Origin of the sequence: Pseudoalteromonas sp. FUC4, from assembly GCF_008370255.1 — a bacterium.
In the GTDB taxonomy this organism is placed as follows: Bacteria; Pseudomonadota; Gammaproteobacteria; order Enterobacterales; family Alteromonadaceae; genus Pseudoalteromonas.
This window is the reverse complement of sequence record NZ_SEUI01000002.1, coordinates 381,661-405,581: the sequence shown is the minus strand read 5'-3', so window position 1 is coordinate 405,581 and position 23,921 is coordinate 381,661. Positions and strand designations below refer to the sequence as shown.

The 23,921-nt window shown below is 37.9% G+C and carries 23 protein-coding genes and 1 pseudogene; 22 read left to right on the top strand and 2 right to left on the bottom strand.

The window, feature by feature from the left end; all coding sequences use genetic code 11:
- Window position 1 precedes the first annotated feature (1 nt).
- The 19 genes from EU510_RS07815 (at window position 2) to EU510_RS07725 (ending at window position 17,151) form a co-directional block, all read left to right on the top strand.
- Window positions 2–256: an acyl carrier protein gene (locus tag EU510_RS07815; protein WP_149593289.1), complete on the top strand. Its 255-nt coding sequence runs from the start codon at window positions 2–4 to the stop codon at window positions 254–256.
- A complete protein-coding gene (locus EU510_RS07810) occupies window positions 256–822 on the top strand; it encodes a hypothetical protein (RefSeq protein WP_149593005.1) in 567 nt (188 codons plus the stop codon). Before EU510_RS07815 ends, EU510_RS07810 begins: the two co-directional genes overlap by 1 nt.
- Window positions 806–2,134, top strand: a complete 1,329-nt coding sequence (locus EU510_RS07805) for an AMP-binding protein (RefSeq protein ID WP_149593004.1) — start codon at window positions 806–808, stop codon at window positions 2,132–2,134. The genes EU510_RS07810 and EU510_RS07805 overlap by 17 nt, the downstream gene beginning before the upstream one ends.
- A complete protein-coding gene (locus EU510_RS07800; RefSeq protein ID WP_149593003.1) occupies window positions 2,127–2,483 on the top strand; it encodes an acyl-CoA synthetase in 357 nt (118 codons plus the stop codon). Before EU510_RS07805 ends, EU510_RS07800 begins: the two co-directional genes overlap by 8 nt.
- Window positions 2,484–2,495: 12 nt before the next feature.
- Window positions 2,496–3,233 (top strand): glycosyltransferase family 2 protein, encoded by a 738-nt coding sequence (locus EU510_RS07795; RefSeq protein WP_149593002.1) that lies wholly within the window; start codon window positions 2,496–2,498, stop codon window positions 3,231–3,233.
- A gap of 13 nt (window positions 3,234–3,246) precedes the next feature.
- Window positions 3,247–4,236, top strand: coding sequence for a family 2 glycosyl transferase (locus EU510_RS07790; RefSeq protein ID WP_149593001.1), 990 nt, complete (start codon window positions 3,247–3,249; stop codon window positions 4,234–4,236).
- Between the two features lie 19 nt (window positions 4,237–4,255).
- Window positions 4,256–5,812: a histidine ammonia-lyase gene (gene hutH, locus EU510_RS07785; protein WP_149593000.1), complete on the top strand. Its 1,557-nt coding sequence runs from the start codon at window positions 4,256–4,258 to the stop codon at window positions 5,810–5,812.
- A 9-nt stretch (window positions 5,813–5,821) separates the two neighbouring features.
- On the top strand, window positions 5,822–6,250 hold the full coding sequence (locus tag EU510_RS07780) for an acyl-CoA thioesterase (protein ID WP_149592999.1): 429 nt from the start codon (window positions 5,822–5,824) through the stop codon (window positions 6,248–6,250).
- Window positions 6,240–6,803: an outer membrane lipoprotein carrier protein LolA gene (locus EU510_RS07775; protein WP_149592998.1), complete on the top strand. Its 564-nt coding sequence runs from the start codon at window positions 6,240–6,242 to the stop codon at window positions 6,801–6,803. Before EU510_RS07780 ends, EU510_RS07775 begins: the two co-directional genes overlap by 11 nt.
- Window positions 6,772–9,114: an MMPL family transporter gene (locus tag EU510_RS07770; RefSeq protein WP_149592997.1), complete on the top strand. Its 2,343-nt coding sequence runs from the start codon at window positions 6,772–6,774 to the stop codon at window positions 9,112–9,114. The genes EU510_RS07775 and EU510_RS07770 overlap by 32 nt, the downstream gene beginning before the upstream one ends.
- Window positions 9,114–10,388 carry an NAD(P)/FAD-dependent oxidoreductase gene (locus tag EU510_RS07765; RefSeq protein ID WP_149592996.1) on the top strand — a complete coding sequence of 425 codons (1,275 nt, stop codon included), beginning with the start codon at window positions 9,114–9,116 and terminating at the stop codon, window positions 10,386–10,388. The genes EU510_RS07770 and EU510_RS07765 overlap by 1 nt, the downstream gene beginning before the upstream one ends.
- A gap of 20 nt (window positions 10,389–10,408) precedes the next feature.
- Window positions 10,409–10,951 carry a DUF3261 domain-containing protein gene (locus EU510_RS07760; RefSeq protein WP_188085407.1) on the top strand — a complete coding sequence of 181 codons (543 nt, stop codon included), beginning with the start codon at window positions 10,409–10,411 and terminating at the stop codon, window positions 10,949–10,951.
- A 1-nt stretch (window position 10,952) separates the two neighbouring features.
- The gene (locus EU510_RS07755; RefSeq protein ID WP_149592994.1) at window positions 10,953–12,122 is read left to right on the top strand and encodes a beta-ketoacyl-[acyl-carrier-protein] synthase family protein; all 1,170 of its coding nucleotides are present in this window, start codon (window positions 10,953–10,955) and stop codon (window positions 12,120–12,122) included.
- Window positions 12,123–12,125: 3 nt separating this feature from the next.
- Window positions 12,126–12,587: a hotdog family protein gene (locus EU510_RS07750; RefSeq protein WP_149592993.1), complete on the top strand. Its 462-nt coding sequence runs from the start codon at window positions 12,126–12,128 to the stop codon at window positions 12,585–12,587.
- Window positions 12,587–13,312: a 3-ketoacyl-ACP reductase FabG2 gene (locus EU510_RS07745; RefSeq protein WP_149592992.1), complete on the top strand. Its 726-nt coding sequence runs from the start codon at window positions 12,587–12,589 to the stop codon at window positions 13,310–13,312. The genes EU510_RS07750 and EU510_RS07745 overlap by 1 nt, the downstream gene beginning before the upstream one ends.
- Window positions 13,312–14,541 carry a beta-ketoacyl-ACP synthase gene (locus EU510_RS07740; protein ID WP_149592991.1) on the top strand — a complete coding sequence of 410 codons (1,230 nt, stop codon included), beginning with the start codon at window positions 13,312–13,314 and terminating at the stop codon, window positions 14,539–14,541. Before EU510_RS07745 ends, EU510_RS07740 begins: the two co-directional genes overlap by 1 nt.
- Window positions 14,534–15,346 (top strand): MipA/OmpV family protein, encoded by an 813-nt coding sequence (locus tag EU510_RS07735; RefSeq protein ID WP_149592990.1) that lies wholly within the window; start codon window positions 14,534–14,536, stop codon window positions 15,344–15,346. The genes EU510_RS07740 and EU510_RS07735 overlap by 8 nt, the downstream gene beginning before the upstream one ends.
- Before the next feature lies 1 nt (window position 15,347).
- On the top strand, window positions 15,348–15,779 hold the full coding sequence (locus EU510_RS07730; protein ID WP_149592989.1) for an excinuclease ABC subunit A: 432 nt from the start codon (window positions 15,348–15,350) through the stop codon (window positions 15,777–15,779).
- Window positions 15,780–15,846: 67 nt separating this feature from the next.
- Complete coding sequence (locus EU510_RS07725; protein WP_149592988.1) at window positions 15,847–17,151, top strand: DEAD/DEAH box helicase; 1,305 nt, start codon at window positions 15,847–15,849, stop codon at window positions 17,149–17,151.
- 32 nt (window positions 17,152–17,183) lie between these two features.
- On the opposite strand, the gene EU510_RS07720 is transcribed toward EU510_RS07725, so the two are convergent.
- Both EU510_RS07720 and EU510_RS07715 read right to left on the bottom strand, forming a co-directional pair.
- On the bottom strand, window positions 17,184–18,683 hold the full coding sequence (locus EU510_RS07720; RefSeq protein ID WP_149592987.1) for an amidase family protein: 1,500 nt from the start codon (window positions 18,681–18,683) through the stop codon (window positions 17,184–17,186).
- A 95-nt stretch (window positions 18,684–18,778) separates the two neighbouring features.
- A complete protein-coding gene (locus tag EU510_RS07715; protein WP_149592986.1) occupies window positions 18,779–20,386 on the bottom strand; it encodes an NAD(P)/FAD-dependent oxidoreductase in 1,608 nt (535 codons plus the stop codon).
- A 194-nt stretch (window positions 20,387–20,580) separates the two neighbouring features.
- Here EU510_RS07715 and fdxA point away from each other — a divergent pair, with 194 nt between their 5' ends.
- The 3 genes and pseudogenes from fdxA (at window position 20,581) to EU510_RS07700 (ending at window position 23,762) form a co-directional block, all read left to right on the top strand.
- Window positions 20,581–20,904, top strand: coding sequence for a ferredoxin FdxA (gene fdxA, locus EU510_RS07710; protein ID WP_149592985.1), 324 nt, complete (start codon window positions 20,581–20,583; stop codon window positions 20,902–20,904).
- A 136-nt stretch (window positions 20,905–21,040) separates the two neighbouring features.
- A pseudogene (locus tag EU510_RS07705) lies at window positions 21,041–23,283 on the top strand (DUF5916 domain-containing protein).
- A 20-nt stretch (window positions 23,284–23,303) separates the two neighbouring features.
- Window positions 23,304–23,762, top strand: a complete 459-nt coding sequence (locus EU510_RS07700) for an Sbal_3080 family lipoprotein (RefSeq protein WP_149592984.1) — start codon at window positions 23,304–23,306, stop codon at window positions 23,760–23,762.
- Window positions 23,763–23,921 lie beyond the last annotated feature (159 nt).

Sequence of the window (23,921 nt, the reverse complement as noted above, 5' to 3'; positions counted from 1 at the left end):
CATGAAAAGCGGCGAGAAAATTTTTGCGATGCTTAGCGATATTTTACAGGAATATTTTGAGATAGAGCCTGAGGATATTACTCGCACAGCAAGTTTATATGAAGATTTAGATCTTGATAGCATTGATGCCGTAGATTTGGTTGTAAAATTACGCGAACAAACAGGTAAAAAAATCGAACCTGATGACTTTAAACAAGTTCGTACCGTACAAGATGTAATTGACGCAATTGAAAAGCTAATGGTTGTTGAGGCTTAATGAAAAAGGCGTTGTTAGCTGGCTTATTATTAACTTACCCTTTTGCGGTATATTTTGGCTTACAGTACAGCGAACCGGTAATTATTGGTGGTGTTTTTGTTGCCGTTTTACTGCTAAGGCATTGGTTGGTTAAAGACAGCAAAACAACGATTCCTCATTTAAAAATTATGACTGCATGCGGGTGTGGGTTATTACTTTTTGCTACTTTTGCAAATTCAGCATTAGCGTTAAAGTTTTACCCTGTTGTTATCAGCAGCTGCTTTTTAGCTGTATTTGCTTATTCACTATATAACCCCCCCAGTGTAATTGAAATTATTGCAGGTAAGTTTGAAACCCTAGATGAAAATGCAAAACGTTACACACGATCAGTGACTAAAGTGTGGTGTGTGTTTTTTATATTGAATGGTTTAATTGCGACTGTAACCGTATTTCACCCAAATCCAAAAGTATGGCTTACCTATAATGGCTTGATTTCATATCTGCTAATGGGGTTATTAATGATCATAGAATTGATTGTAAGAAAATGGCAAAAGGCAAAAAATAAATCGAATGAAGTGGCCAAATAATAATAACTATTTTTATGGTGAGAACCATGATTTTACAACTTGGCGTGAGCAGGTTAACGGCCACGCTAAAAATTTTTCTAAGCAGCCTGAAACTACGTGGTTGCTTTTTGATGCTGATAGCTACCAGTTTAGCGTATTGTTTTTTGCTTTATTAGTGGCAAAAAAGTCAATTGTTTTGCCCCAAAATGGACAACCTGCCCAGCTCACGCAATGCTTAAGCTATGCCGATGCATTTTGTGGTGATGCTAGATTATCATCTGCTGACATCGCATTTACACCAGATTTAAGAAGTAGCACTACAGCTGAGCTTGAGATTAACGAGCTTACAAGTATTCGTTTTTTTACATCGGGTTCGAGTGGACAACCAAAAGCGATAGATAAAACGTTTAAGCAATTAGTCTTAGAGCTCGATGTACTTGAAGAGCAATTTGGCGAGCAAATTGTAAATACAACTTTTGTTGCTACTGTCTCGCATCAACATATTTATGGATTGTTATTTAAAGTTCTTTGGCCGCTATACTCTGGGAGAAATGTTTGTTTTAGTAGTTTTGAATACCCAGAGCATTTACTTTCGTTTATTAAAAATACGCCTAAAAGTGATATTACTTTAATTAGTAGCCCAGCTTACTATCATCGATTGGTTCAAGATAACGTATTAGTATCTGTTAAAGATAAATTACGCTGCTGTTTTTCATCTGGTGGACCGCTGCAATCAGTTGCAGCTAATTTACTAAGCGAGCAATTTGGTTATGCACCGGTTGAAGTGCTTGGAAGTACTGAAACTGGCGGAATAGCTTGGCGTCAACAAAGTGAGTCTATAATCTGGCAAGCATTTACGCCTATAAAAATAAAAACTGATGATTTACAAAGACTTATTATCTCATCGCCTTATGTTGATCAGCGTCAGTGGTATCAAACAGATGATAGAGCGCAACTAACCAACAGTAATCAGTTTTCGTTATTAGGTCGTGCAGATCGCATTGTTAAAATTGAAGAAAAACGTTGTTCATTAGATGAGATAACACAAAAGATAAATCAATATACTTTGGTTAACGAATGCTATGTATTACTTCTTGAAAATGAGCAGAAAAACAAACGAAGTGAAATTGCCGCAGTATTAGTGCTAACCCAAGAGGGTGAAGCTGTATTAGCAGAGCACGGTAAATTTAAGTTTTCACAGGCTCTTAAGAGTCATTTAAAAGCATTTTTTGAACCTTTAGTGATACCGCGTAAGTTTCGTTATTTGTCGGCATTACCTTATAACACGCAAGGTAAACTCGAAAAAATGCAATTGGAGAAAATGTTTGACTAATTTCGTATATAAACCTATTTGTGATGTAATAGAACAAAGCCCTGACCATGTGCTTTTGCGTTTAAAAATACCAGAAAACCTATTTTATTTTCAAGGTCACTTTGTGCAAGCACCAATTTTACCAGGCATCGCTCAACTTGATTGGGTGATGCATTATTTGACTAAATATTTGAATGTAGATTGCCAAAAAGCAATTTCAGTTGATGCGTTAAAGTTTCAGATTATAGTTAAACCAAATTACGAAGTAGATTTATTATTAAAACAAATTAAAAATACTAAATTTAGCTTTAGTTACAGCTCAGAGCATGGACAGCATGCATCAGGCAAAGTAGTTCTAAATGATGAATAAGAGTGCTTTATAATGTCGAGTAAATATGGATTTGTCATCCCAAATTACAATCACGATTTAGTGATTCACGATACGATAACTGCTCTAGTTGCTTTTAATCTGCCAATTATATTGGTAGATGATGGAAGCAACGAACAAACGCAAAGCGTACTTGAGAAAATAGATGCTGAGTTCGCTTTAGTTACATTGGTACGTCGTATTGAAAATGGTGGCAAAGGAGCCGCTGTACAAACGGGTCTTGTTCATGCGCATCAAGCAGGTTGGAGTCATGCAATTCAAATTGATGCTGATGGTCAACACGATTTAAATGATGTAAATCAACTTGTTGTACGCTCTAAACTTTACCCTAAAGCATTAGTGAGTGGGCAACCTATTTACGATGAGTCAATATCAAAAGGACGCTATTATGGACGTTTTATTACTCATTTTTGGGTTTATATAGAAACGTTATCGTTTGCATTAAAAGACACTATGTGTGGCTTTCGTGTATATCCGTTAGATGCTTATATAACACTTATAAATAGTACTCGTTTGGGTAATAAAATGGATTTTGATATAGAGGTAATGGTAAAGCTTTATTGGCAAGGTACGCCTGTTAAATTTATCAAAACTAAAGTTCATTACCCGGAGAATGGAGTGTCACATTTTAATGTTTGGGACGATAACGTATTGATTTCAAAAATGCATACGAGGCTCTTTTTTGGCATGTTGTGGCGTTTACCACGTTTAATTTTAAACAAATTTAAATAAAGGGATTTATTGCATGTCAGAGAAAAAAACAGCACCACATAATGACGTTGATAAACCATTTCATTGGTCACAATTAAAAGAACGCGGCTCTATGCTAGGTATCGAAGTATTGGTTTTTATATACAAAGTATTTGGTAAGTGGCTGTTTAAAATAGTTTTAACACCAGTTATGTTTTATTTTTACGTTACTGGTCGCTTGTCTCGTCAAGCTATTTGGCATTATTTAGATAATCTTAATGTTAGCATGGGTGAAGGTAAGCGCACTGGTTGGGCGCGTTTTAAACAAGGTTTTAGGTTGTACTTCTCCTTTGGTATGGCCATTTTAGATAAGTTTGATGCCTGGCTTGGTAAAGTAAATATTAAAGATTTAGAAATTGCTACACCAGAAGGTTATCAGCAATTACTAGAGGCTAAAGGCGCCGTTATTTTTAGTGCTCATTTAGGCAATATGGAAATCTGTCGTGCTATTTTTAGTATGGGAGATAACAAACGACCGCTTAACGTGATCACTTATAATGAGCATACACCTTCATTTAATAATTTTTTGAAAAAAGTTAACCAAGATGCAGCCATTAATTTTATTCATATCAATAACTTTGGTCCGGATGATACAATTAAATTAAAGCAAAAGTTAGACGATGGTGAAGCCGTAATTATATTTGCTGACCGTACATCGGTTAATAATCCAAATAGTGTACATCATGTGCCGTTTTTAGGAGAAGATGCTCCGTTTGCGGTAGGTCCATTTGCTCTTGCAAATATTATGGAATGCCCTGTATTTTTAATGTTTTGTATTAATGAGCAAGGACGTTATAAAACGTACATTGAAAAATTTGCAGACCCTATTAAGGTCAAGCGTAAAGAGCGTCAAGCGTACTTTCAGTCAATGGCTACTAAGTTCGCGCAACGACTCGAGTTTTATTGTAAAAAAGCGCCGTATCAATGGTACAATTTTTTTAATTTTTGGCCTAAAGCCACAGACAAAGATTCAAAGCCTAGCTAAATATCTGGAGAAGTAGTAAATGGAAAGTAACACATCAAGTCACCTATTATTTGGTGCAGGGCGTTTAACAATTGAAGACATTATCAGTGTTGTAAAAGATAAGCGCGGAGTTGCGCTTTCTGGTGATAGTCACTTTGCAAAAAAAATTGATTCTGCTGTCGCTTTTTTAGATAAGTTATTAGCCGAAGAAGGTCACATATACGGTGTAACAACCGGTTACGGTGATTCATGCACAGTTGAAATTCCTTTATCACTCGTTAATGAGCTGCCAATACACCTAACACGTTTTCATGGTTGTGGCTTAGGTGACTTTTTTACGCCAGAACAAGGTAAGCTTATTTTAGCGAGCCGCTTGGCGTCTTTGTCACAAGGTTATTCTGGCGTAAGTTGGGATTTACTGAAATTATTAGTTGAGATGATCAACCGCGATATTATTCCTGTCATTCCACAAGAAGGATCGGTAGGCGCAAGTGGTGATTTAACACCTCTATCGTATGTTGCTGGTAGCTTAATTGGTGAGCGTGATACGTACTATAAAGATCAGGTTGTTAATTCATTAGAGGCATTTTCTGCTGAAGGTTTAAAAGCAATTACGTTACGCCCTAAAGAGGGTCTGGCTATTATGAATGGCACCGCCGTAATGACGGCGCTAGCATGTCAAGCATTCGACCGCTCTGAGTACGCAAGTCGTTTAATGACCCGTATAACTGCACTTGCAAGTATTGCGCTTAAAGGTAATAGCAATCACTTTGATGATATTTTATTTAGTGTTAAGCCGCATGTTGGTCAGCAAAATGTTGCTAAACGCATTCAGCATGATTTAAACCATGTTGAGCATCCTCGTAATTCAGACCGCTTACAAGATCGCTATTCTATACGATGTGCTCCGCACGTTATAGGTGTGCTTGAAGATAGCCTACCATGGTTAAGAAATATGATTGAAAATGAGCTTAACAGTGCCAATGATAATCCTATTATTGATGGTATTGGCGAGCATGTTTTACATGGAGGTCATTTTTACGGCGGTCATATTGCAATGGCAATGGACTCGATGAAAAACTGTGTGGCAAATTTAGCTGATTTAGCAGATCGACAAATTGCGACAATGGTTGATGTTAAAATGAATAATGGTTTGCCATCCAATTTAAGTGCGGCCTCAAGTGAACGTCACTTTATAAATCATGGTTTCAAAGCTATCCAGATTGGTTGTTCTGCATGGACTGCTGAAGCACTTAAATTAACAATGCCAGCCAGCGTTTTTTCACGCTCTACAGAATGTCATAACCAAGATAAAGTGAGTATGGGGACCATTGCTGCACGTGACTGTTTACGTATTTTACAACTAACAGAGCAGGTACTCGCGGCAACTTTATTGGCTGCTGTGCAAGGTGTTCGAATTCGTATTTTAAATAATGAAATAGATGCTTCTGCATTAAACCCTGAAATTACTGCAATGATTGATGATGTAGCTAGTTTCTTTGATTTACTAGAAGAAGATCGCCCAACAGATAAGATATTACGTCAGACGATTGAGTATATCCAAACTCAACGCTGGGCACTTTATCAAACTAGTTAAAGGTAAATAATGAAAAAATCCAAAGCAATTGTTAGTACCTCCATTGATATGGTGGTGCCGTTTTATGATTTAGACCCAATGCGAATTGTTTGGCATGGTAACTATGTAAAATACATAGAAGACGCCCGTTGTGCATTGCTTAATAAAATTGGTTATAACTATAATGCGATGGAAGAGTCTGGTTTTATGTGGCCGATAGTTGATATGCGATTAAAGTATGTTGCATCGGCTGTATTTGGATCTCGTATACGTATTCACGCCTCTTTGGTTGAATTTGAGATGCGGATTAAAATTGATTACCGTATTGAATGCCTTGATACGGATAAGGTTTTGACTAAAGCTTATACGATACAAGTTGCGATGGACTTACATACTCAAGAACTCCAATTTGAATCGCCAAGTATATTTATCGATAAAGTGATGGCTTATGTTGAATAAACTGGCTTTAGTACTTTTGTTTTTTTTAAGTACGCAGGCTGCAGCTAATGACTTTACTCGTTTTAAAGTAGCGCAGGGTAAAGGTCAGTTTAGCCAAGCTAAACATTTTACATTTCTAAAGCGTGCGATTAAATCGCAAGGTAACTTTGTTATTTATGATCAACATGTTTACTGGCACACCCTATCACCGGTTAGCAGTGAAATGCTGTTACTCCCTAATGGGATTTACCGTCGCTTAGAATCAACAAAAGCGTATGAAATCCTTACCCAAGATAAACAAATAAACAGTTTACTTGCAAAGTTACTTAGTGGTGACATTAACGAAAGCGATTGGAGCATAGCCGCTTCAAATGATGAACATTGTTACAACCTAATACCAAAACTTGAAGACGTTGCTGCATTATTTACCAACGTCAACTTGTGTGCACTTGATGAAAGTCAGCGTAGTATAATGCTTACCGATCAGCAGAATAATAAAACAGAGATAACGATGATATTTACTAGCAAGGAGCTGACGCAAAATGACATGGATGACGTTAAACTCACGCACTAAGCTACTCCTCTGGGGGATACAGCTACTCATATTACTCGCTGGTTTAAGCTATTTATGGCTATTTAAGCCTTTTGCTATTGTGGCTGATATTAACCAGATATTTACAGTAGAACAAAGTGAGGATGTGCGATTAGTGAATGATAACGTTGAGCAGCAACAGTTGCGTCAACACGTCATGCTTGTTGGTCACAAAAAGCGTAGTAACGCCATAAAGTACGCAGAGAAAGCCGCACTTGCACTAAGAGATATAAATGGCATTGAGGTTAATATTCATTTTGGAGCACTTCCAGAACTGCAATCTGTAGTGAAGGATTACCTACCTTATAAATATGCATTTTTGAGTGAAAAGTATAAACACTTATTACAAAATAAAACTGCGGGTGCCGTATTTAATTATCAATTTAGTTTATTAAATGAAATGGGTTCGCCATGGGTTGCAGCGACATTATCTTCTGATCCTAATTTGGGTTTAGCTGATTTTTTTAATCAACAAAACGTACCCTCAATGAAGCTTAAAAATTACCAAGGTTATCTTATTGCTCAAGATGAGATAAAAAACGGTAGTTCTGACGATGCAATTTACTATGTGCTTATTAATTTTGTTAGTGCTGATACTGGCTTAGATTTAAATATAGCCAAAGATATAGCTGCAAAAGTTAACGATATAAAAAAACAAAGTAGCGAGGAAAAATCAGGGGTAAATTATCTTGTTACCGGAGCCGCATTTTTTACCGCAGACGCAAGTATAACCGCTCAAAACGAGATGACTGTATTTGGCAGTATTTCAATTATTGCTACTTTATTGTTGATTGTGGCTATTTATAGAAGTGCGTTAAGTGTTTTTTGTACGCTATTTGTCATCTCTATTAGTATGCTTTATGGATATAGTGCATTACGTTTATTTTTTACTGAAGTAAATATTTTAACGTTGGTATTTGCTGTGACATTAATTGGTATTGCTGCTGATTATAGTTTTCATGCACTGAGCGAATTACGCTTTAGCAAAGTTGACCGGTTTAATCCCTTACGTAGTATTCGTGCGTCACTTTTATTGGGTTTTATTACGACAACAGTCGGTTATTTAATTTTAGTATTCACTCCATTAGTATTATTTAAGCAAATTGCTGTATTTACTATGGCTGGTCTATTAGGCGCTTTACTGACTGTATTACTTGTTTACCCAAGTATTGCTAGTTTTATAGTAAAAAAGCCAAGTGCAATTCCTCATTTTGTTATTCAACTTAATAATTGGCAACAAGCACTCCTTAAAAAACGCTTAAACTATTGGTGGCAGACCGGTTTTGTAGTTATAGCAATAGTCGCTTTAAGTGTGGTTAATAATGTTGATGATCCGCGTACGTTTTATAAAAGCTCAGCTAGCTTAGTGACTCAACAACAGCAAATTTCAAAAATATTAAATGCACAATGGGACAGCCCATATATCTTAGTGTCGGGGGGATCTTCTCAGCAAACATTGGAACGCTCTGAACAATTAGCTGAAGACTTAAAGCAATTACAGCAAAATAATGCCTTTACTAAATATTCAAGTATTAGCCAGTGGCTGCCCTCTATTGCTATGCAAAAAAAGTCGCAAGCGTTAATGTTGCAAGCCGAGAATGACGGTTTGTTTGATCAATTAAAAACATTATTAGAATTACCTTACACGCGAAATAATCCTGAATTAACTCAGTTAGATTATCCAACATGGCAAAAAAGCCAAATAGCCCACTTATTTACTGATCAATGGGTCGAAATTAATAGTCGTTACTACAGCATTATAAAGTTGCAAGGCATCAATGATCCAAAGATGCTTGAAAGGACCTTAAATAGCTACAAAGATGTTGTTTTTGTTGATAAAGTATTAGCTGTAAGTGAGCAGGTAGGGTTGTTTAGGCATCACTTGATTTTAATATATGGCTTAGCACTTGGTGCCGCAATGCTTGTTTTTTGGCTACGGTACGGATTACTTAATGCGTTTATTGCAGTAAGCCGACCTGCAATTGCTATGGTAATAGCACTTGTTATTAGTGCATGGTTTTTTGACGGCTTAAGTGTGTTTAATTATGTAGCGGGCATACTCATTTTGGCATTGGGTTTAGACTACTGCGTATTTTATGCTGAGCATGGTCTTTGTGAAAAAATAACATTAACCACGCTCATCTCAGCTTTGAGCTCTTTATTTGTATTTGCAATTTTAATTTTTAGCTCAACACCCGCTGTGAGCCAATTTGGTTTCACTGTATTTATAGGTGTTGTTATGGTGTTCATTATGGCCCCGCGCCTTACTCTTGTATCGAAAAGGAATATTTAATGATATCAACTGATTTTGATGTAACTATAATCGGTGCTGGTCCGTCAGGAACAGTTGCTGCGTGTTTATTAATGCAGCATGGTTTAAGTGTATGTTTAGTAGAGCGAGATGAGTTTCCTCGTTTTTCTATTGGTGAGAGCTTATTACCACAATCAATGGATTATTTACGCAAAGCAAATATGCTCGACACCTTACTTGAAAATGCTGAAAAATTAGGTTTTCAATTTAAAAATGGCGCTGCATTCTACCGAAGTGGCCATCACACTAATTTCAATTTTGAAGAAAAATTTAGTGAAGGACCTGGTACAACGTATCAAGTTAAACGCGCTGAGTTTGATAATTTATTAGCTCAAGAAGCGATTAATCAAGGCGCTGAAATTCGCTTTGGTAATCGTGTTACAAACTTCACAACAGATGAAAATGGTACGTGTATTGACATCACTAATTTAAAAACGGAGCAAAAAAGTAAAATAACAGCCCGTTTCACTTTAGATGCCAGTGGGTTTGGTCGAGTTCTTCCTCGTTTATTAGATTTAGAAGAAGCGAGTGAGTTATCACCTCGTAAAGCTGTATTCACACATTTCAAAGATAATATAGATTGTCCTAAATTTGATCGTAATAAAATACTTATTACAGTTCACCCAGATATTCCTGACGTGTGGTATTGGCTTATCCCATTCAGTGACAGTACGGTGAGCGTAGGCGTTGTGGGTGAAACTGCACAGATAGAAAATCCAGATATGAGCCTTGAGAAAATATTACTTCAGTTTATAAGTGAAGATGATAACTTATCGGCATTATTAGATGACGCTAAAATTATTGCTCCTGTGCGTACTATTGGTGGTTACTCAGCAAATGTAAAGCAGTTACATGGTGATAAATTTGCGTTATTAGGTAATGCAGGTGAGTTTTTAGATCCCGTATTTTCTTCTGGAGTTACAATTGCACTACGTTCTGCGGTACAGGCATCTGAACTTGTGGTTAAACAATTACAAGGTGAGACTGTTGACTGGAAAAATGAATATGAAATACCACTGCGTGAAGGGATCACTGTATTCAAATACTTTGTGAACTCTTGGTATGATACGAGTTTACAATCGGTTATCTTTTTTGCAGACGGCCAGCCAGATGTAAAAGCAATGGTGTGCTCTATTTTAGCGGGTTATGCATGGGATAAAAAAAATCCGTTTGTTAAAAACACTAAACGAGGTCTCAATATTTTAGAAAAAATATGTGACTCTGAAATGACTGATATCAATGCTGCTGTTGTATAAATATGTTGCTTAGCCAAAATATGAAAATAGCATTCATTATAATTTTTATAGTGTTTTTAAATGCTTGCCAGATAGCTTATAAACCAAAGGTTGATACTGCACTGTTTGAGCCAATGCTAATACCTAACGAAATCGTTGGCAAAGGCTGGCTTGAGAAGTTTCAATTCTCAGGTGTTGTTGAACAGTCAATGCTAGTGTCTACTGAGTTTTCTGAGAAAATGATAAAAGTTGCAGCATTGAGTTTTGAAGGTGTCCCGCTATCTCAGCTGCAGTTTAATACCCATACGAATCAATTAACGACGACTAATTCGCTAGGAGTTGACTTTGATGGAAAAAAAATTATTTATGACATGCAAAGTGCGTTTTGGCCATTGGCACAACTTAAACAACATATTTGTAAAAACTGCCAAGTAACTCAAACTACTATTGCAGGACAATTAACTCGTCGTTTTTATCGAGGAGAGACATTAATTCGTGAAGTTATATATAATGGCTCACACACTCAACTAGTTGAGAACGAGCAGAATTATCGTTTAACTATAGAAAGATTAGAAGAATATTAATATGCAACAACCGCTATTTATTAGCCATTACGCCATGATAAATGCACTAGGGTGTAATAACCAAAGTATAAAACGTAATTTACTCGCAGGCAGTCAAGAGGGTATTGTTATCAATAACACTCTCTTTGACGAAGGTCCTATTTATGTTGGCGCTGTAAATGCTGAGTTACCCTTATTAACTGACAGAGATCTCGAGTTTCAAACTAGAAATAATCAATTGGCAGCACATGCGCTTGAGCAATTAAGAGAACCCGTTACTGAGCTTAAAAAGCAATATGGTGCACAGCGAATTGCAGTCATTGTTGGTACGAGTACATCAGGTATTGCTCATGGTGAGCAAGCAATGAAAACTCAACAGCAAGAGGGTCTTTTTCCGAGTGAGTATCATTACCAGCAGCAAGAGATGGATAACCTAGCACAATTTATTCAAAGTGAGCTGGGTTTAGAAGGTGTTGCTTTTACGTTATCTACAGCATGTTCATCAAGTTCTAAAGCATTTGCGACAGCACAAGAAATGATAGCTTGCGGGTTAGCCGATGCTGCAATTGTAGGTGGAGTAGATAGCCTATGTGGTATGACGGTAAATGGTTTTCATGCTTTAGCATCAACATCAGCAGGCATATCAAACCCATCAAGTAAGAATCGTGATGGAATAAATATAGGTGAAGCTGCCGCTTTGTGTATTGTACAAAAGCAAGGGGAAGTTAAACTATTAGGTGTTGGTGAATCGAGCGATGCGCATCATATGTCGGCACCTCACCCAGAAGGCGAGGGAGCGGCAAGGGCAATGAAAAGTGCGCTAGCTGCCGCTAATATCAATATAAATGAAGTTGACTATGTAAATTTACATGGAACTGCAACACCTAAAAATGATGAAATGGAAGCTATAGCTATAATGAATGTTTTTGGTATTGAAACACCATGTAGCTCTTCAAAAGGTATGATTGGTCATACATTAGGTGCCGCTGGCGCGACTGAAGTAGGTTTATGTTGGTTATTATTGGGCGGGAATGATTATGCTCCTCATGTATGGGATGGTGAACAGGATACCAGTTTACCCGCAATAAACCTTGTTCCAGTTGGTGCTAAGCACCCTTCCCAAATTACTACCTGTTTGTCAAACTCATTTGCATTTGGCGGTAATAACGTCAGTGTATTAATCGGACTATAAGCTATGAATCATCCTCATCACCCAATCGAAAGTGTATTACCACACACTGCACCAATGATTTTAATTGATAGCTTAGAAAGTTATGATGAAATTAGCGGACGCTGTCTTGTTACAATTACTCCACAAAGTAATTTTTATGACCCTGAGTTAAAGCAGGTACCAAGCCATGTTGGAATTGAATATATGGCACAAACCATTGCCGCTTATGCTAACGCAAATCAAGTAGATAGTGGCGCTAAGGTAGAAGTCGGATTTTTAGTAAGTAGCCGTAAGTATAAAATGCATTGCGCTGGTTTTTCTCTCAATAGCACTTTAACAATTGAAGTTGAAAAATTATATAGTGAAGAAAGTGGCTTAAGTGCATTTGAGTGCACTATTAAAGAAGGCGATGTGTTATTAGTGGGTGCCAAAATTAATGTATTTCAACCAGAAAACCCTAGTCAATTTTTAGCGGAGCAAATTTAATGTCAAGACGTGTATTAGTAACCGGTTCAAGTAAAGGTATTGGTAAAGCCATTGCTTTAAAGCTTGCTAAAGATGGCTTTGATATTAGTTTGCATTGTCGCTCAGGAATAGAAGCTGCAGAACAGGTTAAATCTGAAATTATTGCTTTAGGCGTTAATGTTGATATTTTACAATTTGATGTTGCAGATAGAGAATCAGCTAAAGCAATTTTAGGTGGGTATGTAGAGCAACATGGTGCATTTTATGGCGTGGTATGCAATGCCGGTATTACTGCTGATACTGCATTTCCTGCAATGACAGATGAAGAGTGGGATAGCGTAATACACACAAATCTAGATGGATTTTATAATGTGTTGCACCCATTAGTTATGCCTATGGTAAGTAATCGTAAAGGTGGGCGTATTGTCGCAATGTCATCAGTGTCGGGCGTTGCTGGTAACCGTGGACAAGTTAATTATAGTGCATCAAAAGCGGGTATTATTGGTGCATCGAAAGCTCTTGCTGTCGAGCTTGCAAAGCGAAAAATAACAGTGAATTGCGTAGCACCTGGTCTTATTGATACTGGTATGACTGATGATTTACCAATAGCCGAAATGAAAAAAATGATTCCCGCTAATCGTATGGGAAATGTAGATGAAGTGGCTGCAACAGTCGCTTTTTTAATGTCTGATGGCGCAAGTTATATTACCCGTCAGGTAATTCAAGTTAATGGTGGAATGGCGTAATGAAACGTGTTGTAGTAACGGGAATGGCGTCTATCACTGCGCTAGGTGATGATTGGAATGTATTCAAAGCGGCTTTAATAAAAGGCGAAAATGCAGTAAAACGTATGCCTAGCTGGGATTATATTGATGGTTTAAATACCAATTTAGCAGCCCCCGTTGAAAGTTTTAGCCGTCCAGCAAACTATACGCGAAAGAAGGTTCGTTCTATGGGGCGTGTCTCTCTTATGTCGACAGTTGCGACTGAGCGAGCCTTAGAACAAGCACAATTATTAGAACACCCAGCTTTAACTGATGGTACTACTGGCGTGTCATACGGCTCATCAATAGGTTCAACAGAGCCTTTAGTCTCTTTTGGCCGCATGATGGAAAGTGGTTCTATGAATGGCGTAACCGCGACGAGTTATATTCAAATGATGGCTCATACTGCACCGGTTAACGTTGGCGTATTTTTTGGTTTAAAAGGTCGTGTGATCACAACAAGTTCAGCGTGTACTTCTGGTTCACAAGGAATTGGTTATGCATACGAAGCCATAAAATTCGGTCGCCAAAAGTTGATGGTCGCAGGTGGTGCTGAAGAGTTATGTGTTACAGAAGCGGCTGTTTTTGATACTTTGTATGCAACGAGTACAAAAAATGACACACCTAAAAATACACCTAGACCATTTGATAAAAATCGTGATGGTTTAGTTATTGGCGAGGGCGCAGGTACACTCATTTTAGAAGAATATGAACATGCTAAAGCTCGTGGTGCAACCATATTAGCTGAAGTAGTCGGCTTTGGTTGTAACTCCGATGGGAAACATGTAACGCAACCAACTTCTGAAACCATGCAAGTTGCTATAGAAATGGCACTGCAAGACGCTAATATCTCAGCGGATCAAATTGGTTATATTAATGCACATGGTACTTCAACCGACAGAGGTGACATTGCAGAATCTCATGCAACATTTAATGCATTAGGGGCTAAGCCAATTAGTTCATTAAAAAGCTACCTAGGGCACACTCTTGGTGCGTGTGGTGCTATAGAAGCATGGGCAAGTATAAACATGATGAATGATGACTGGTTTGCACCCACTATTAATTTAACCACAATAGACAGTGAATGTGCTCCTCTTGATTACATTATTGAAGAAGGCCGACAGATTCATACAAACTTTGTAATGAGTAACAACTTTGCCTTTGGTGGTATTAATACATCTCTTATTTTTAAACGGTTTCAAGGTGAATAAAGTTAAGTGGTTATACCTATTACTCACTTTATTTAGTACGTTTTCATTTGGTGCATCAAAGCTTGAAGTGGGTGGCGGTATTTTTATGGCTGACATCCCACATTACCTAGGTTCTGATCAAAGTGAACAGTATGTACTCCCAGTACCTTATATCCGCTATCAAAGTGATGATTTAGATATCGACCGCAATAGCTTTACAGGTTACTTGTGGCAGCAGGGGAACCTGCATTTAGATATTTCTGCCGGTGTAAGTATTGCCGTTGACAGTAAAGATAACACTGCACGTGAGGGCTTAGATGATTTAGATTGGGTGTTTGAACTGGGGCCATCATTAAATTATTATTTTATGGGGACACCACAAACAAAACGCCACCTATATTTAGGGCTTTTTACTCGAAAAGCAATGGCTACCGATTTTGGGTCTGTCACTAATGTAGGTTGGCACTATGGACCGAGTATTTATTTTGAGTCGCCACTCTTAGTAACGAATAATTATGAATTAAGTACCAGCATAAGAGCAAACGCTAATTTTGCTGACGATCGTTATTTAAATTATTATTATGGTATTTCTTTACTTGATAGTAGTGCTGAGCGAGCTGAGTTTAATAACCGTTCTGGATATTCAGGATCAGATTTATCCATTGGGATAAATTTTGATACTAAAAAATATTGGCTAGGTGGTTTTGTAAAATATGATTACCTAGCAAATACAAAGCAGCAACACAGTCCCTTAGTTAAGCAAAATAGTAATATATCTCTTGGTTTTGGCGTTGCATGGAAATTTTATACACGAGAAGGAAGATAAAATGAAAACGATTATAAGTACGTTACTTATTGCCACAGCATTAATAACATCGGCTGCTCAAGCCCGTGATGATATTAGTAAATACCCAATTCAAAAATTGTTAGAAACAACTAAAGCAAAAAATGCATTATTGGATATTCCACTTTACTTTGCTGACCAAAGCCATTCAAAAGAAAGCAGCAAATACGGTGAAGTAATCACTAATAAAAAAACCAATGCATTTGGTAAGTCTGATACTGAGGCATGTGAGTGGGTAATGTTAAGTGCACTTAAAGCATTACAAGAGCGTGCAGTAAAAGAAGGCATGAATGCAGTTGTTAATATTCAATCATATTACAAAAAACGTGAGTTTGTCAGTAGTACTGAATTTGAATGTGGTGCAGGTACTATTATGGCTGGTGTTGCATTAAAAGGCACTTTAGTTAAGTTATAACTAACTGTCAGCTCGTTTTTGCTGTATAATTTGCGGCCCTTGATAATGTGGCCGTAGGTTATACAGCATGAATTTTAAATCTTTTAGTTTCGCTCCTGAAATCATCCAGGCGTTGGACGAACTTAACTATCACACCCTTACGCCCATTCAGCGCGCAGCAATTCCAGCTGTTCGTAAAGGTAAAGACGTTTTAGCCAGTGCACAAACTGGTACCGGCAAAACTGCCGCGTTTGCTTTACCTATCATCCAAAAATTGGTTGAGTCTGAACTCAGCACAACTAATGCACCTCATGCATTAGTACTTGCACCAACGCGTGAACTTGCAGAGCAAATTGCTAATAACTTTAGAGACTTTGCAAAGCATACATCACTTAAAGTAGTTAGTTTATTTGGTGGTGTGAGCACTGCTGGCCAAGCAAACGCTTTAAAAGAAGGCGTTGATGTTGTAGTTGCTACACCAGGTCGTTTATTTGACCATATTCGCCTAGGTAACTTAAGCCTTGCGAATGTTAAGCACCTTGTTCTTGATGAAGCTGACCGTATGCTTGATATGGGCTTTATCGAAGATATGCAAAACGTAATTAAAAGCTGTGCAGAAGAGCGCCAAATTTTACTTTTCTCAGCTACTTTCCCAGCAGCAATTAAACAATTTGCAGCAAAAGTATTAAAACAAGCTGAAATAGTGCGGGTTGACCAAACAAACAGCACAGCAAGCACTGTTGAGCATGTTGTTTACCCAGTTGAAGAGCGTCGTAAGCAAGAGCTACTTTCTGAATTGATTGGTAAGAAAAACTGGCAACAAGTGCTTGTATTCGTAAACATGAAAGAAACCGCTGACGAGCTTGTTAAAGAGCTTAACCTTGATGGTATTCCGGCTGGCGTTTGCCACGGTGATAAATCTCAAGGTAACCGTCGTCGTGCTTTACGTGAATTTAAAGAAGGCAAGGTACGCGTATTAGTAGCTACAGAAGTAGCTGCTCGTGGTATTGATATTGATGGTTTACCGCGCGTAATTAACATTGATTTACCTTGGCTTGCAGAAGATTACGTTCACCGTATTGGCCGTACAGGTCGTGCTGGTCGTCAAGGCCAAGCAATCTCATTTGTTAGCCGCGAAGAAGAAAACACCTTGTTTGAAATTGAAACGCTAATTGGCCAAAAAATCAAACGTGTATATTTAGAAGGTTATGAAGTAAGTAACCGTGAAGTACTCATTGATAAAATTGGTAAAAAACCAGCGCATTTACGCCGTACACGTTCTAACAAGTTATCAGGACAAGCAACCGGTGAAGCGAGAGCAGTAAATCGCTCACGTATTTCAAGCGTTCGTAAAAGCTTAAAAGGCGAAAAACTGTCACTTAAAAAGTCATAGTTAACGCCGTTTAGTTTAAAAAAAACCTGAGTTTACTCAGGTTTTTTTGTGCCAGATGATAACACCTCATCAATAATATTTGCGTATAAATAAGCCGCTTGCTCGTCCTCTTTATTTGCTATTATGGACAAACCAACCGGTAAACCACTTACGTTTCCGACCGGTAGGGTTATGTGCGTTGTGCCAGCAATAGCAGATAATGAACTACTACTGCCATTAAAATTATCACCATTAACTAAGTCTGTTTTCCAGGCGGGTGATACTGTAGGCGCTATAACAATATCAAGCTTGTTGTTTTTATATACATTAACAATGGCTGTCGTTGCTAAAGTGCGATAGCGTTCTTTAGTCTCTTGATATTTTTGTTTGTTAGTTAAATCAATAGCCTGAGATTGAACTAGTATATCTTGCTCAAAGTGGGGCATTTCTGTGTTTTTATTTTGAATATTAAAATTAATAAGTGCTTTTAGGCTTCTAACAGCCACTTGTGTTGGAGTGCTTGCGAGGTAATGATTAATTTCGGCTTTGAAGTCATAAAGTAAAATATAGTATTCATCAACAAATAGCGTATCTAAGTTATCAGTAATATCTACATTAATAATAGTGTGCCCAGCCTGTTTTAATCCTTGTAACTGCTTGGCATAAAGGCGCTGCGTTCCAATTGTAAATTTATCACTTGGTAGTGCACCAATAATAAGTGATGGTTTTGATTTTAGATTACCTGTTTTTAATTTAAACCCTGTAGTTGTTGCATCAAGAGAGTCCTCACCTTGCAAAACCGATAAAACTAGCAGTGCATCTTTAAGTGAATGCGCCATCGGCCCTACGGAATCTTGACTGCTAGAAAGAGGCACTACACCTGAGCGTGATACTTGGCCCATACTCGGTTTTATTGCATAAATTCCATTTACTGAGGCAGGGCACGTAATTGAACCGTCTGTTTCAGTCCCCAATGCTATGGGCGCAAAGTTAAGTGCGACTGCCACAGCAGAACCTGCGCTAGAACCACATGGGTTACGTGTTACATCGTGCGCATTATGTGTTTGTCCGCCTACGGCACTCCAGCCGGACGATGAATAGGATGAACGAAAATTTGCCCACTCACTTAAATTAGCTTTACCTAAAATTATAGCGCCCGCATTACGTAGTTGTTTAACAACAAAAGCATCATTATTAGTAACGTTATTTTTAAGTGCTAAAGAGCCAGCCGTTGTGGGAAGTGTGCCTTTCGTTTCTATATTATCTTTAAGAAGTACAGGTATTCCGTGTAATGGACCTGCCCACGTGCCTTTGACGGCAAGTTCATCTAACGTTTTAGCTTGAGCAATCGCTGTAGGCTCTAAACTAATAACCGCATTATAGTGTGGATTAAGTTTATTAATTCGGTCTATGTAATTTTGGGTGAGTTGCTGTGCATTAATAGAATTATTTTTATATGCACTGTGAATTTCATCGATGGTTTTTAGTTCTTGTGCCTTAGCGTTAAAAATTGCTAATACACTAAGCAACGAAAAGGTAAATGTTTTGATCATTGTTGGGGTGCTTGAGGTGTTATTATTTTCTATATATTTAGCACAAAAAAACCTCACAAAGTGAGGCTTTTCGATAAACAGCTTAAAAAAGAGGTTTAAGCGTTTTCTAACATAGACAGTGCGACCGCTTCAGCCGCTTTAATACCATCAATACCCGCTGATAAAATACCGCCAGCGTAACCTGCGCCTTCACCTGCAGGGTAAAGCCCTTTGGTGTTAATACTTTGGAATGTTTTATCACGCTTAATACTAATAGGCGACGAAGTACGTGTTTCAACGCCGGTTAATAAACCGTCGTTAGTTGAAAAACCACGAATTTGTTTATTAAACGCTGGTATCGCTTCGCGAAGAGCATCAATTGCAAATTGTGGTAACACTTTACTCAAGTCAGTTAACTTAATACCAGGTGTGTAAGAGGGTTGTACTTCACCTAAGTCTGCTGATGATTTACCTTTTAAGAAATCTCCAATTAACTGGGCTGGTGCATCATAGTTGCTACCACCAAGCTCATACGCTTGCTCTTCAAGTTTGCGTTGTAAGTCTATTCCAGCAAGTGGGTTACCAGGGAAATCTTGCTCTGGTGATATACCTACCACAATAGCGCTGTTAGCGTTGCGTTCACTTCGTGAATATTGGCTCATACCATTGGTAACAACGCGGCCTTCTTCAGAGGTTGCCGCTACTACTGTGCCACCTGGGCACATACAAAAGCTGTAAACGGTGCGGCCATTGTCGCAGTGATGAACAAGTTTATAATCGGCAGAGCCCAAAATTGGGTTTCCTGCATTTGTGCCAAAACGACATTCATCGATCATTGATTGTTTATGTTCGATTCTAAAACCGACTGAAAATGGCTTTGCTTCAACATAAATCCCTTTTTTGTGGATCATATCAAACGTGTCACGTGCGCTGTGGCCAACGGCTAATACAACATGGCGAGTGTTTAGCTGCTCGCCATTTGAAAGCGTTAAACCTGTTACTTGTCCGTCATCTAAATGAATATCGTCAACACGTGTGCTAAAGCGAATTTCGCCGCCGAGTTCTATTATACGAGCGCGCATTTTTTCAATCATGGTAACAAGTTTAAACGTACCAATGTGTGGCTTACTTACGTATAAAATTTCATCGGGTGCGCCTGCTTTTACAAATTCAGTAATGACTTTTCGACCATAATGCTTTGGATCTTTTACTTGGCTGTATAACTTACCGTCTGAGAATGTACCTGCGCCACCTTCACCAAATTGTACATTTGATTCTGTATTAAGTGTGCGTTTACGCCAAAAGCCAAACGTGTCTTTTGTACGTTCACGTACTTCTTTACCGCGCTCTAATATAATGGGTTTAAAGCCCATTTGAGCAAGTAATAAGCCCGCAAATAAACCACAAGGACCAAAACCAATCACGACAGGGCGCTCTTTGATATTATTGTTAGCTTGGGCTACAAATTTATAACTTGTGTCTGGTGCTACTTTTACATGTTGGTCTTTTTCAAATGCTGCGAGTAGCTCGGCTTCGTTATCAACTGCTATATCGAGTGTATAAATAAGTAAAATAGCTGATTTTTTACGTGCATCATAACCACGTTTAAACACATTAAAACTGTGCAATTGTTCAGGTTGGATTTTTAGTTTATTTACAATTGCTTGACCAATTGCGTCTTCGTCATGATCAAGTGGCAGCTTTATTTCGGTTAAACGTATCATTTATATCTCTTTTAGGTGTCATAGCGGGGTATTATTACCGCTCACAATAAGGGGATGCAGGGCACAACGGGTGTGCAGACATTAGGCGCGCATTTTACGTTAAAATAGGGTGATATGGCACTTATTTATTGTATTTTTGGAGTGGATGGGTATGATCCACAACTGTTGTTTAAAATTTTAGGTATTAAAATAGTATGGCGTTTGTTGTCACCGAAAATTGTATAAAATGTAAGTACACCGATTGCGTATCAGTGTGCCCTGCAGATGCATTTTTTGAAGGCCCTAATTTTTTAGCTATTAGCCCGATTGATTGTATCGATTGCGGTTTATGTGTCCCGGAATGTTCAGCTGATGCTATATACCAAGAAGATGAGCTACCAGAATCTCAAAAAGAATTCACAGAATTAAATGCTGAACTCGCATTGGTTTGGCCGCGCATTACAGAGGTTAAACCTGCACCGGATGACGCTGACGTATGGAATGGTATAGACAATAAGCTTAAACTACTCGAAACATAATATATAACAATCAGTTACTCCTTTATCATTAAATAGTTAATATTTCATTTCAAAGTATTAACAAATGTACCTGGATAAATTACAATCCTCGGCTTAAGTTACTCCTTATGGGTAATTACAGTCTAAATGGATGTTTATGCAGTACTTTATAACTATAATAAAAAAGTTTACCTTCCTATTTTTAAGTTTTGTATTATTACTCTCAAGCCTTAATGTAGCGGCCGAAAAACAGCAAGTACCCTTATCTCGTATTGATTCAAATATCACCGTTGATGGTATTATGGATGAAGCGCACTGGCAAAATGCAACACGTATATCTTTACTCTACCAAGATGAGCCTAACGAAAAAGGCACACCCCCTGTAAAAACTGATGCTTTTATTTACGAGGATGGCACAAACTTATATGTTGCCTTTATTGCAGAGGATCCAAACCCGGAGCAAATTCGTGCATCACTGCGTGACCGCGATTCGTTGTGGGAAGACGACGTAGTTATTCTTGTTATTGACACCTTTAATGATGAACGCAGTGGTTATGAATTTCATGTGAACCCTCTTGGTGCACAAGGCGACATTCGCATGACCGACACTGATGGCTGGACCTCTGATACTTCGTGGAATGCTATTTGGGATAGCGCAGGGCAAATTAACGAGCAAGGTTATGTTGTTGAAATGCGTATTCCTTTTAAGGCACTACGTTTCCCCGAAAATCAAAATGAGCTAACGTGGGGTTTTTCAGTCATGAGAAACTACCAACGAGATGTGCTATATCAGCTATCAAATATGGGGTTTGATAGAAATGTGAAATGCAGCCTTTGCCAGTTTGATAAGTTAGTTGGCTTTAGCGATATAGAATCAAGTAAAAATATCCAATTAACACCTACATTAACCACACTTCGTAACGATAATAAATCTGCGTTGCCAGGTGATTGGGATAAGGGTGATATAGATACTGAAGTGGGCTTAGATTTACGCTGGGGTTTAACAAAAGATGCTGTTTTAAACGCGACAATTAATCCTGATTTTCGCAAGTAGAAACTGACTCTTTAGAGCTTGATGTAAATACAACGTTTTCAATTTATTACGCTGAAAAACGTCCTTTCTTTTTAGATGGTGCTTCTTACTTTAAAAGTAGCTTATTTGAGCTTTTATACACACGTACAATTGCAGAGCCTACTTTAGGTGCAAAGTTGACGGGTAAAACGGGTGATCATAGTTATGCGCTAATGCTGGCTGATGACGATAATAGTAATATTTTACTGCCAACGAATCAGGGCTCTGGCTTTGCAAGCTTAAACGAAAAAACGAATGCAGCCGCAGGGCGTTATCAATATGACTTAGGTCAGCAAGGTACTATTGGTATTTCAAGCACGCACAGAGAAAGTGATGACTACCACAACACTGTATTATCAGTGGATGGTAGCTACTGGTTTAATCAATCGGATACTCTTTTATATCAAATATCGTCTGCTGATACCCGTAACTCTGAATTTTTAATTCAGAACTATAACTTATCTGAAACGCAATCAGATGAAGCTTATGCTCTAGAACTTACCCGCGATAAACGTGATTACAAATTATTTGCATCTTATGAAAATATTGGGCAGGACTACCGCACTGATTTAGGTTATCAAGCTAAAGTCGATTATGAAAAAGTAGGCTTTGGTGGCGGACAAACATGGTACAGAGATGAATCAGATTTACTTACCTCATGGTCATACGAAGCTGACTGGGATAAAACATGGGCGCAAAATGGCGATTTACTTGAAGAAGAGTACGAAGGTTTTTTGAGTTTTAAAGGCCAAAAACAATCTATTTTTGAAATTGGTTTAGTACACCGTTATGAAAATTATAATGACAATTTTTATAATCAAAATATTGGTTACATTTATACGGGCTTTAAACCCACTAAAGATTTAAAGTTATCATTATATGTTGAATACGCTAGCCGCATTGATTATGCAAATGAGCAATTAGGTGATGTGTTTGACACCCAAACCCAAATGGTGTGGGACATTAATGACCATTGGCAGCTCGATGTAAAACATAACTACAGCCAATTAGATAACCCACAAGGGCAGCGTGTATTTACAGCTAACTTAGTTGATCTTAGGCTCCATTATAAATTTAGTATGCGTTCAATTCTTAAGCTTATTTTACAATTTGAAGATATTGATAGAGACGAAAATGTCTACTTTTATCAAGTTAGCCAAATTAACAAAGACTATGGCAGCCAGCTTGTTTACTCGTATAAAATTAATGCACAAACGTTGTTTTATTTGGGTTACTCAGATAGAGGTTACCAAGACGATTCGCTTAAAAATATTGAACGAGATCAGCGTACCTTATTTACAAAAGTTAGCTATGCATGGCAACTTTAAATATTAAAAAAGGAATAAATATGAAAACTTTAAAAATAACAGTTGCAGCTACAATGGTTGCTACCTTGGCAGGTTGTGCGGCCAAGCAAGATATTACTCGCTTTGAAACAAATAAGCCCAAAACAGTGTGTATTGCTGAACATAAGGCTGTTAAAAAAGGTGTTTTAGATGCCATGAAAAAAGGCTTTGCAAAGCATGAGGTAGAAACCCGAGTTATTCCTGCTAATTATGTATTGCAGCATCAAGACTACCAGACTGAGTTACCATATGCAGACACAACAGGGTGTAATGCCGTTGCTTACTACGTAGCAAATTGGCGTTGGGATTTAGCGCTCTATATGGCATACGCAAATATTTGGATTAAAGACGTTCAAACGAATGAAAAAATAGCGCAAGCATCTTATCGCACCGGTGGTGGACTGGATAAGTTTATAGACGCCGAAGAAAAAATTATAGAGCTTATTGACGGTATGTATTAAATTTTAAACAATTAGAACATTTTTGTTTATTTTTGTTTATCCCAGCTATACTATATGCAGGATATAGTTAGGTAATCCATTATTGTTACGATTTTTTTTTATGCTAATGGCTTAGGATTATATCAATGCTTGCGTAGTAACAAATGCAAGCGATATAAT

Coding starts and splice junctions, on each gene's coding strand:
- EU510_RS07760 (WP_188085407.1), top strand. CDS start 10,409: ATGAAAATAGCATTCATTATAATTTTTATAGTGTTTTTAAATGCTTGC.
- EU510_RS07790 (WP_149593001.1), top strand. CDS start 3,247: ATGTCAGAGAAAAAAACAGCACCACATAATGACGTTGATAAACCATTT.
- EU510_RS07755 (WP_149592994.1), top strand. CDS start 10,953: ATGCAACAACCGCTATTTATTAGCCATTACGCCATGATAAATGCACTA.
- EU510_RS07745 (WP_149592992.1), top strand. CDS start 12,587: ATGTCAAGACGTGTATTAGTAACCGGTTCAAGTAAAGGTATTGGTAAA.
- EU510_RS07810 (WP_149593005.1), top strand. CDS start 256: ATGAAAAAGGCGTTGTTAGCTGGCTTATTATTAACTTACCCTTTTGCG.
- EU510_RS07775 (WP_149592998.1), top strand. CDS start 6,240: ATGTTGAATAAACTGGCTTTAGTACTTTTGTTTTTTTTAAGTACGCAG.
- EU510_RS07815 (WP_149593289.1), top strand. CDS start 2: ATGAAAAGCGGCGAGAAAATTTTTGCGATGCTTAGCGATATTTTACAG.
- EU510_RS07750 (WP_149592993.1), top strand. CDS start 12,126: ATGAATCATCCTCATCACCCAATCGAAAGTGTATTACCACACACTGCA.
- EU510_RS07730 (WP_149592989.1), top strand. CDS start 15,348: ATGAAAACGATTATAAGTACGTTACTTATTGCCACAGCATTAATAACA.
- EU510_RS07720 (WP_149592987.1), bottom strand. CDS start 18,683: ATGATCAAAACATTTACCTTTTCGTTGCTTAGTGTATTAGCAATTTTT.
- EU510_RS07770 (WP_149592997.1), top strand. CDS start 6,772: ATGACATGGATGACGTTAAACTCACGCACTAAGCTACTCCTCTGGGGG.
- EU510_RS07725 (WP_149592988.1), top strand. CDS start 15,847: ATGAATTTTAAATCTTTTAGTTTCGCTCCTGAAATCATCCAGGCGTTG.
- EU510_RS07795 (WP_149593002.1), top strand. CDS start 2,496: ATGTCGAGTAAATATGGATTTGTCATCCCAAATTACAATCACGATTTA.
- EU510_RS07715 (WP_149592986.1), bottom strand. CDS start 20,386: ATGATACGTTTAACCGAAATAAAGCTGCCACTTGATCATGACGAAGAC.
- EU510_RS07805 (WP_149593004.1), top strand. CDS start 806: ATGAAGTGGCCAAATAATAATAACTATTTTTATGGTGAGAACCATGAT.
- EU510_RS07700 (WP_149592984.1), top strand. CDS start 23,304: ATGAAAACTTTAAAAATAACAGTTGCAGCTACAATGGTTGCTACCTTG.
- EU510_RS07740 (WP_149592991.1), top strand. CDS start 13,312: ATGAAACGTGTTGTAGTAACGGGAATGGCGTCTATCACTGCGCTAGGT.
- EU510_RS07765 (WP_149592996.1), top strand. CDS start 9,114: ATGATATCAACTGATTTTGATGTAACTATAATCGGTGCTGGTCCGTCA.
- fdxA (WP_149592985.1), top strand. CDS start 20,581: ATGGCGTTTGTTGTCACCGAAAATTGTATAAAATGTAAGTACACCGAT.
- hutH (WP_149593000.1), top strand. CDS start 4,256: ATGGAAAGTAACACATCAAGTCACCTATTATTTGGTGCAGGGCGTTTA.
- EU510_RS07780 (WP_149592999.1), top strand. CDS start 5,822: ATGAAAAAATCCAAAGCAATTGTTAGTACCTCCATTGATATGGTGGTG.